The organism is Pseudomonas sp. SG-MS2, from assembly GCF_009933855.1.
Lineage (GTDB): Bacteria > Pseudomonadota > Gammaproteobacteria > Pseudomonadales > Pseudomonadaceae > Aquipseudomonas > Aquipseudomonas putida_E.
In genome coordinates, this window is sequence record NZ_MOMO01000164.1 from 39,133 (window position 1) to 47,583 (window position 8,451).

Annotated in this window: 7 protein-coding genes; all 7 read right to left on the bottom strand. The window is 64.3% G+C overall.

Translation table 11 applies throughout. The features are described 5' to 3' along the window. Window positions 1-26 precede the first annotated feature (26 nt). Window positions 27-1,040 carry a chemotaxis response regulator protein-glutamate methylesterase gene (locus BLX42_RS13930; RefSeq protein WP_161872001.1) on the bottom strand — a complete coding sequence of 338 codons (1,014 nt, stop codon included), beginning with the start codon at window positions 1,038-1,040 and terminating at the stop codon, window positions 27-29. Next, window positions 1,037-3,304: a hybrid sensor histidine kinase/response regulator gene (locus BLX42_RS13935; RefSeq protein ID WP_119687684.1), complete on the bottom strand. Its 2,268-nt coding sequence runs from the start codon at window positions 3,302-3,304 to the stop codon at window positions 1,037-1,039. Before BLX42_RS13935 ends, BLX42_RS13930 begins: the two co-directional genes overlap by 4 nt. Then, window positions 3,301-3,966: a chemotaxis protein CheW gene (locus tag BLX42_RS13940; RefSeq protein WP_115274012.1), complete on the bottom strand. Its 666-nt coding sequence runs from the start codon at window positions 3,964-3,966 to the stop codon at window positions 3,301-3,303. The genes BLX42_RS13935 and BLX42_RS13940 overlap by 4 nt, the downstream gene beginning before the upstream one ends. After that, window positions 3,963-5,207, bottom strand: a complete 1,245-nt coding sequence (locus BLX42_RS13945) for a protein-glutamate O-methyltransferase CheR (RefSeq protein WP_161872002.1) — start codon at window positions 5,205-5,207, stop codon at window positions 3,963-3,965. Before BLX42_RS13945 ends, BLX42_RS13940 begins: the two co-directional genes overlap by 4 nt. Continuing rightward, complete coding sequence (locus BLX42_RS13950) at window positions 5,204-5,710, bottom strand: chemotaxis protein CheW (protein ID WP_161872003.1); 507 nt, start codon at window positions 5,708-5,710, stop codon at window positions 5,204-5,206. Before BLX42_RS13950 ends, BLX42_RS13945 begins: the two co-directional genes overlap by 4 nt. A gap of 5 nt (window positions 5,711-5,715) precedes the next feature. Then, window positions 5,716-7,278: a methyl-accepting chemotaxis protein gene (locus BLX42_RS13955; RefSeq protein WP_371926674.1), complete on the bottom strand. Its 1,563-nt coding sequence runs from the start codon at window positions 7,276-7,278 to the stop codon at window positions 5,716-5,718. A 189-nt stretch (window positions 7,279-7,467) separates the two neighbouring features. Then, window positions 7,468-8,154: a tellurite resistance TerB family protein gene (locus BLX42_RS13960; RefSeq protein ID WP_115274009.1), complete on the bottom strand. Its 687-nt coding sequence runs from the start codon at window positions 8,152-8,154 to the stop codon at window positions 7,468-7,470. Between the last annotated feature and the right edge of the window lie 297 nt (window positions 8,155-8,451).

Below are 8,451 nucleotides of genomic sequence, written 5' to 3' on the forward strand. Positions count from 1 at the left end.
GGGGCGGTGTGATTCAATACATATCGTCATTGTGCAAAGATTTCCATCAGGCGCCCGGCGATTCGCTCCAGCGGACGGATTTCCACCGCTGCATCGATTGCCGCGGCGGCTTTGGGCATACCGTAGACTGCGCTGCTGGACTGGTCCTGAGCAATGGTCAGGAAGCCTTGCTGGCGCATCAGTTTCAGGCCTTGGGCACCATCGCGGCCCATGCCGGTGAGCAGCACGCCCACCGCCTGCCCGCGCCAATAGCGCGCCACACTTTCGAAGAACACATCGATCGAGGGCCGGTAGATTTCGTTGACAGGTTCGGCAGTGTAGGCCAACTGGCCGTTGTGCAGCAGGCGTATGTGGTGATTGGTGCCCGCCAGCAGGACCTGCCCAGGCTGCGGCGGTTCCCCTTCACGAGCCAGGCGCACCGGCATGCCGCAGGCACTGCCAAGCCATTCTGCCATGCCGGCAGCGAACACCTGGTCAACATGCTGAACCAGCACGATGGATGCCGGGAACGTTTTGGGCAGGCCCTTTAGCAGCACCTCGAGGGCCGCAGGCCCGCCGGCCGATGAGCCGATCGCCACCAGGCCGCGGCGCTGGGCGGCATCGCGTAACGGCGCGGCGACCGGTTTGGTCGCGCTGGGCCGCTGTTGGCCGATCAACCAGCTGATGTTGAGGATCTTGCGAAGCAACGGCGCCGCCGCTTCCCGCGCATCACCCGCGCCCAGCGCCGGGGTGTCGACCACATCAAGGGCCCCATGGCCCATGGCCTCGAACACGCGGTGCACGTTCTGCTTGCGGTCGACGGTGACGATGACGATGGCACACGGCGTCTCGGCCATGATCCGCCGGGTCGCCTCCACACCATCCATCACCGGCATGATGAGGTCCATGAGAATCAGGTCGGGCGTTGCCTGGGCACACTGGCGCACGGCCTCGGCGCCATTGCTAGCCACCCAGATCACCTCATGCGCAGGCTCCAGGGCCAGGGCCCGGCGCAACGCCTCTACCGCCATGGGCATATCGTTGACGATGGCGATCTTCATCCTTGAGCACCTCCGATCAGTTCAACCACGGCGTCGAGCAACGCATCGTCGTGGAAGCTGGCTTTTGCCAAATAGTAGTCGGCGCCAGCGTCCAGGCCTCGCCGTCGATCTTCTTCGCGGTCCTTGTACGACACCACCATCACAGGCAGAGACTGCAGGCGCTGGTCGCGGCGCACCAAGGTGACCAGCTCGATACCGTCCATTCGCGGCATGTCGATGTCGGTGATCAGCAGGTCGAAATCCTCGCTACGCAGTGCATTCCAACCGTCCATGCCATCGACTGCCACAGCCACCTCGAAACCGCGGTTGCTCAGCAGCTTGCGTTGCAGCTCGCGTACGGTGAGCGAGTCGTCGACAACCAGAATGCGCTTGCGGCTGGCGCCACGGCCTGCCTGCACGCCGCGCTCGATGCGCTCCAGGCGGCCGGTGCTGAGCAGTTTCTCGACCGAGCGCAGCAAGTCTTCGACATCGACGATCAACACCACCGAACCGTCGTCCAGCAGCGCCCCCGCGGAAATGTCCTGGACCTTGCCCAGCCGTGCATCGAGCGGCATCACGACCAGCACCCGCTCACCGATCAGCCGCTCCACGGCCACACCGTAAAGCTGTTCACGTTCGCGGATCACCACGACCCGCAAAGCGCTTTCATCACCTTGCGCGGCGGGCCGGTTGAGCAACTGGCTGGCCGCCACCAGACCGATATGCCGGCCCTCGTGCCAAAAATGCTGACGCCCCTCGATTTGCACGATCTGCTCGGCCGTCACCTCCAAGGTGCGCTCGATATGCGCCAGCGGGAACGCATAAGCCTCCCCGCCGACTTCCACCACGAGGCTGCGTACCACCGAAAGGGTCAACGGCACTTCCAGATGGAAGCGGCAGCCCTGGCCGGCCTGCTGGGTCAGCTCGATCGAGCCGCGCAGGTCCCGCACCAGATGCTGCACCGCGTCCAGGCCAACACCGCGGCCGGAGACTTCGGTCACTTTGTCGCGCATGCTGAAGCCCGGCAGGAACAGGAAGGTCAGCAGCTCCGCCTCGCTCATCTGCGCCACGGTGTCCGCCGGGGACAAGCCGCGCTGAACGATACTGCGCTGCAGCCGTTGCAGGTCGATGCCGGCGCCGTCATCGCTCAGTTCAAGGATCAACAGGCCGGCCTGATGGGAGGCTCGCAGGCGTATTGCACCTTCTTCCGGTTTGCCCGCCAGCAGTCGCTGCTCGGGCAATTCAATACCATGGTCGACTGCATTGCGCAGCAGATGGGTCAACGGCGCTTCGAGCTTTTCCAGCACATCGCGGTCGACCTGGGTCTTTTCACCGTCTATCTGCAGACGCACCTGCTTGCCCAGCGAGCGGCCCAGGTCTCGCACCATACGGCTTTGGCCGGTAAGCACATCGGCAAACGGGCGCATGCGGCAGGCCAGGGCTGTGTCGTACAGCAACTGCGCCCGCTGGCTGGCCTGCCAGCCGAATTCGTCAAGGTCGGCGGTCTGCTGTTGCAGGATGTGCTGGGTTTCCATCAGCAGCCGTTGCGCCTGGGCCAGTGCTTCCAACACCGGCAGGCTCTGGCCGCTGCCTTCCAACTGGGCTTTCAGGCCATCGAGGGCGCGCATGCCTTGGCCGTGCATGCGCTTGAGGCGCTGCAGGGTGGCCAGATAGGGTTTGAGGCGCTGGGTCTCGACCAGCGACTTGCTCGACAAGTCGAGCAGGCTGTTGAGCCGATCGGCAGTTACCCGCAACACCCGCTCGCCACCTTGCGCGCCGCGCTTGGATGCCCTGCGCGGCACGGGAGGCTCTGCTTCGGGCTCAAGCTCGGGGGTAACCAGCTCGACCGTGGGCAATGGTGTCTGGGCCGGCACGCTGGAAGGCACAGGTGCACCGGGAGGGTCCAGCAAGCCAGCCATCTGGGCCAGAAAACCGGGTACCGCCCCCTCACCGGCAGGGTCCCCGGGCGTTGCGACATGCAGCAGCAGGTCTGTACCGCGCAGCAAGGCATCGATATGTTCAGCGCGCAGCAGCAGCCGGCCTTCCTGGGCCGCTACCAGGCAATCTTCCATCACATGGGCCACGCTGACCCCGGCGTCGATGCCCACGATGCGTGCAGCACCCTTCAAAGAGTGCGCAGCACGCATGCAGGCTTCCAATTGAGCCGCCTGGGTCGGGTTGCGCTCCAGCGCCATCAGCCCTGTGATGAGCACCTGGGTCTGAGCTTCGGCTTCCAGGCTGAACAGCTCGAGCAACGATGCGTCGCGCATTTGCTCAGGGGTCATGACAGGCTCCGCTGCACGGCAGACAGTAGTTGTTGTTCGTCCAGCACACGCACGCTGCGCCCGCGCCACTGCAGTACGGCGGCGGTGAACGGTGCAGTATCTTCAGTGGCGCCCGGTAGTGTGAACTCCAGGCGATGAATACCGTCGATCTCGTCCACCGCCAGCACCACTGGCCCGCCTGCCGCCGCCAGAATCAACATGCGCGGCATCGCCCGGCTGCTGCGCGCAGGCTCCGGCAAGCGCGCCAGCCCCAGCATTTCGCTCAGCGACAGGCACGGCACCAGTGCGCCACGCACATTGGCTACCCCTTGCAGCACCCTGGAACGCTGATGCGGCAATGAATGTACCGGCTGCACCGGGGCGATCTCGGCCAGGCAGGCGGTCGCCAGGGCCAGCCACTCCTCACCCAGACGAAACAGCAGCAGCGAGCGCCCGACGCTGGACTCGACCTGCGCCGCCTCGTGCAACTGATCGTCCTGAGCCAGTGCATAGCGGTCCAGCAGACGGGTAGCGGCCGCAGCATAGACTTCACAGTTGCGACAATGGATATGCCTTTGCAGCAGCGGGCATTGCTTGTCGCCGTGCACGCCGATCCGGTTCCAGCAATCGTCGATACGCTCATCGTCCTGGGCGAGCAGCGCAATTGCGTGTTCCACGCTCATCGTTCAGCCCCCCTGCCAGCGCGTGCCGCGCGTTCGTGCAAGCGGCGAGCGCCGGCTTCGTCGCCTTGGGCCGCCAGCAACATGGCCAGGTGCAGCAACGCCTCAGGGTGCTGCGGCTCCAGGTACAGGGCTTTGCGGTAGTGCGTCTGGGCTTGCCGGGCATCGCCTTCGGTATCGCTGAGCAGTCCCAGCCAGTAATACACCTGAGCCTTGGGCTCAAACTGCTGCAGGTAGCGCTGGCAATTGGCACGCGCTTGCGTGCCCTCACCCGCGTTGGCCTGCCTCGCGATGAGGGCCAGCAGTTCACTTTCGCTCTCGCGCTGCACCACTGTGGGTGGGGCAACCGGAACCGAGCGCAAGGGCCGCGAAATGGGCGCAGGGGCAGGCACGGGGCGGCTCGGTGCGAGTGGCGCCGGCGGGATGAGCCGAGGCTGTGCTGGCGCATCCAACGGCTGGCGGACGTAGGCGAACGACTGGGCAATGCCCAGCGGCCGCATACCCAGCCTTGCCAGAAGGCTGCCCTCGGCCGGCCCGATAAACAGTACGCCGTGCTCGTGGGTAAGGCGCTTGAGCACCTCGAACACGCGCTGCTGGGTCGCCACGTCGAAGTAGATCAGCAAGTTGCGGCAGAACACGAAGTCGTAATAACCGTCACGGCTGCCCAGCGCCGGGTCGAGCACGTTGCCCACGGCCAGGTTCACCTGTGCACGCACCCGCTCATTCAGCTCATGGCCTTCGGCGAGCGCGTGGAAGTGGCGCTCGCGAAAGGCCAGATCAACGCCGCGGAACGAGTTGCGACCGTAGACCGCCTGCACGCCCTTGGCCACCGAATTGGGGCTGATGTCGATACCGTCGATGCGAAACGCAGCCGGGTTCATGCCCGAATCGAGCAGTGCCATGGCCAGGGAATAAGGTTCTTCACCCGTGGAGCACGGCAGGCTCAGCAAGCGTAGCGGCCGCTCGCCGGCGAGTTCGGCCAGGCGTTTGTGGGCCAGCCCGACCAGCGCAGTAAACGACTCTGGGTAGCGGAAGAACCAGGTTTCCGGGACGATCACCGCTTCGATAAGCGCCTGCTGCTCATCTGCCGATTGCTGCAAGCACAGCCAATAGTCGTGAAGGTCTTGGGCATTGACCGCGACACGGCGCTGCTGCAAGGCACGCTCGACCATGGGCGCGCCGACCGATTCGACATCCAGGCCAATGCGCGCTTGCAGAAAGCGGAAAAACCGTTGCTCGCTCATGCCGACACCTGCCCCGACTGTTGTGGGAACAGCAGTTCGCGCACAGTATCAGACAGCAAGTCATCGACCTCGATACGCTGTAGCAGGCCGTTGGCGTCCTGGCGAACCGGGCCCAGGTAACGCGCTTCGGGGTTGTCCAGCCCATACGGCTGAAACTCCTCAGCGAGGCAGCGCAAGGTCTCGGTAGCCTGTTCGAGGATCAGCCCCAACTGATGCTCGCCGCGATAGCGCACCAGCACCAGCCGTGTGCTGGTGCGCGCAGTGGCAGGCTGGCCAAAGCTCAGGGCCGACAGGTCGACCACCGGCACCAGCACACCACGATGGGCAACGATGCCGGCAACCCAGGCCGGCGCCTGGGCGATCGGCTTGAGTGGCAGGCGAGGCAGCACTTCGACCATCTGGCGCACATCCAGGGCGAAACGTTGGTCTTTGAGACGAAATAGCAGGTACAGCTTGCCCTTGGCGCTGGCCGCTGCTGCCGCATGCGTGTGCAGGTCAGTCATGGCGGTCAGACTTTGAAGCGCGATACACCACCGCGCAGGCCCGCGGCCACCTGGCTCAACTCGTCGATGGCGAAGCTGGCCTGGCGCAGCGATTCCACCGTCTGCGTGCTGGCATCGCTGAGCTGGGCCAGTGCCTGGTTGATCTGCTCGGCACCGGTAGCCTGGGCCTGCATGCCTTCGTTGACCATCAACACCCGCGGCGCCAGCGCCTGTACCTGATGGATGATCTGGCTCAGCTGTTCGCCCACCTGCTGCACTTCGAACATGCCACGGCGCACTTCTTCGGAAAACTTGTCCATGCCCATGACCCCTGCCGATACCGCCGACTGGATTTCCCGAACCATCTGCTCGATGTCGTAGGTGGCCACGGCCGTCTGGTCCGCCAGGCGCCGCACCTCGGTGGCCACGACGGCAAAGCCGCGCCCGTACTCACCGGCCTTTTCCGCTTCGATGGCGGCATTGAGCGACAGCAGGTTGGTCTGGTCGGCGACCTTGACGATGGTCACCACCATCTGCGTGATGTTGCTGGCCTTTTCGTTGAGGATCGCCAGCTTGGCATTGACCAGGTCGGCTGCGCCCATGACCTGGTGCATGGTGTCCTCCATGCGCGCCAGGCCCTGCTGGCCGGAACCTGCCAGGCTCGAGGCCTGATCGGCGGCACTGGTGACTTCGGTCATGGTGCGCACCAGGTCGCGCGAGGTCGCGGCAATCTCACGCGAGGTGGCACCAATCTCGGTGGTGGTCGCAGCGGTTTCGGTGGCGGTGGCCTGCTGTTGCTTGGAGGTGGCCGCAATTTCAGTGACCGATGTGGTCACCTGTACCGAAGAGCGCTGGGCCTGGGACACCAGCTTGGCCAGCGCCTCGGCCATCTCGTTGAAGCCACTTTCGATGGCGCCGAACTCGTCCTTGCGGTCCAGGCTCAGGCGCATGCTCAAGTCGCCCGAGCGCAGCTTGTCGAGGGCATGCACCACACGCTGTACGGGAGCGGTGATGGCGCGCATCAGCAGCAGGCCGCAGATACCCGCCGCGACGATTGCCAACAACAGCGAAACGATCATGCTGCCTTTGGCGGTGCTCACGGCACCGACGATCTCGTGGTTAGCGGCGTCGGCGGCTTCGCGGTTGTACTCGATCATCGTGTTGAGATGATTGCGCCCCTGCGACCAGACCGGTGTCAGAACGTCCTTGATCAACCGCTCTGCCTCGGCATAATCCTGCCGTCGATAGGCTTCCATCACCTGGCCGATGACATGGGTGTAGTTTGCCTCCATCTGGAGAAAGGTGTCGAAATGGGCCTGGTCGTCCTTGTCGTGAATGGTGCCTTGGTAGCTGGCCAGGTGTTGATTGAGGCGTTCGTCGAAGCTTTTGAACAGCTCCATGTCGGCTGCCGTGATCTCGCGGTGGTCGGACAACCCCACCAGCTGCTGGCTGGTGACGTAGCTGTCGACCCAGGCACTGCGGATCATCGAACTGTAGTAGACCCCCGGAATGCTGTCGGTACCTACTGCCTCCTCGGCACTTTCGATCGCCACCAGCCGCGAGTAAGCAGCTACGACCATCAGCAACATGATGGCGATGATCACGGCGAAACTTGCCAGGATCCGTTGGCGCAAGGTCCAGTTCTTCACATTCAGCCCTCAGGAATTCACAACGAGCGGGAAAAATCGCCGAAGTATAGCCCAGGCTTCCTACGCTTATGCGGCTGAATATGCGGGGTTAACCAGGCATCCCTGCCTGATGGCCAGGCCATTTACCCGTCATTGACCTGCGGCAAGTCGGGCCTGGCTCTCCAGTTCCTGGCGCAACGCCGGGTCCAGGCGAAGCTGGCGGGCCAGTTCGTCCAGGTATGCACGCTCCATGAAATTCTCCTGATCGACCATCATCAGGCTGGCCAGGTACATCTCGGCGGCCATCTCCGGCGTTTGTGCAGCACGCGCGACTTCGGCCGGGTCCAGTGGCTTGTTCAGCTCGGCGTGCAACCAGTGCTGCAGTTCGCGGTCGCTGTCCAGGCGGGTGAATTCGCCTTCGATCAGCGCGCGCTCGCGCTCGTCGATGTGGCCATCGGATTTGGCCGCCGCCACCAACGCCCGCAATACCGCCTGGCTATGCTGCTCGACCTGGGCCGGCGGCAGGCGATCGAGGGTTTGCGGTTCGGTCCCCTGCCCTGCGCCCTGGCGGGCCTGCCAGTTGCCATAGGCCTTGTAGGCCAGCACGCCGAGCGCGGCGAGGCCGCCGTAGGTGATCACTTTGCCCCCGTACTTGCGCGCCTTCTTGCTGCCCAACAGCAAGCCCAGGGCGCCAGCCCCAAGCGCCCCGCCCCCGGCGCCGGAAAGCAGGCTGCCCAAGCCTCCTGAGCCTGTGGCCGGCTTGCCTGCGCCGGACTGTTTGTTCAACAGTTCCTGGCCGGATTTGAGCAGTTGATCGAGCAGACCCCGAGTATTCATTCGCATGTCTCCACGCAGCGGAAAGTAACGTCCAGAGTAAGGCTTGCAAGGCCAAGGGCCACCCGTGGATTTGCTTCCGGATGTTGCATTGGCAGGCAAAAAGCCAACTAGACTCGAGATCGTCACAAGCACCCCATGCTGGTAGCAATCGCAACACTGCGGTCTGGATGACTGCCCGACCACGCCCCCAAACGCAGCCGCCCAGGCGCCGGCCGCAGACACAACAGGAGCCCCCGATGCAAACCAACATGCTGATCAACGGTCGCCTGGTCGCAGGCGATGGCCCGGCCTGGACTG

Excerpts from the sequence above, each read along its gene's own strand:
- BLX42_RS13955 (WP_371926674.1), bottom strand. The coding sequence starts at position 7,278 with ATGTTGCTGATGGTCGTAGCTGCTTACTCGCGGCTGGTGGCGATCGAA.
- BLX42_RS13945 (WP_161872002.1), bottom strand. The coding sequence starts at position 5,207 with ATGAGCGAGCAACGGTTTTTCCGCTTTCTGCAAGCGCGCATTGGCCTG.
- BLX42_RS13950 (WP_161872003.1), bottom strand. The coding sequence starts at position 5,710 with ATGACTGACCTGCACACGCATGCGGCAGCAGCGGCCAGCGCCAAGGGC.
- BLX42_RS13935 (WP_119687684.1), bottom strand. The coding sequence starts at position 3,304 with ATGACCCCTGAGCAAATGCGCGACGCATCGTTGCTCGAGCTGTTCAGC.
- BLX42_RS13940 (WP_115274012.1), bottom strand. The coding sequence starts at position 3,966 with ATGAGCGTGGAACACGCAATTGCGCTGCTCGCCCAGGACGATGAGCGT.
- BLX42_RS13930 (WP_161872001.1), bottom strand. The coding sequence starts at position 1,040 with ATGAAGATCGCCATCGTCAACGATATGCCCATGGCGGTAGAGGCGTTG.
- BLX42_RS13960 (WP_115274009.1), bottom strand. The coding sequence starts at position 8,154 with ATGAATACTCGGGGTCTGCTCGATCAACTGCTCAAATCCGGCCAGGAA.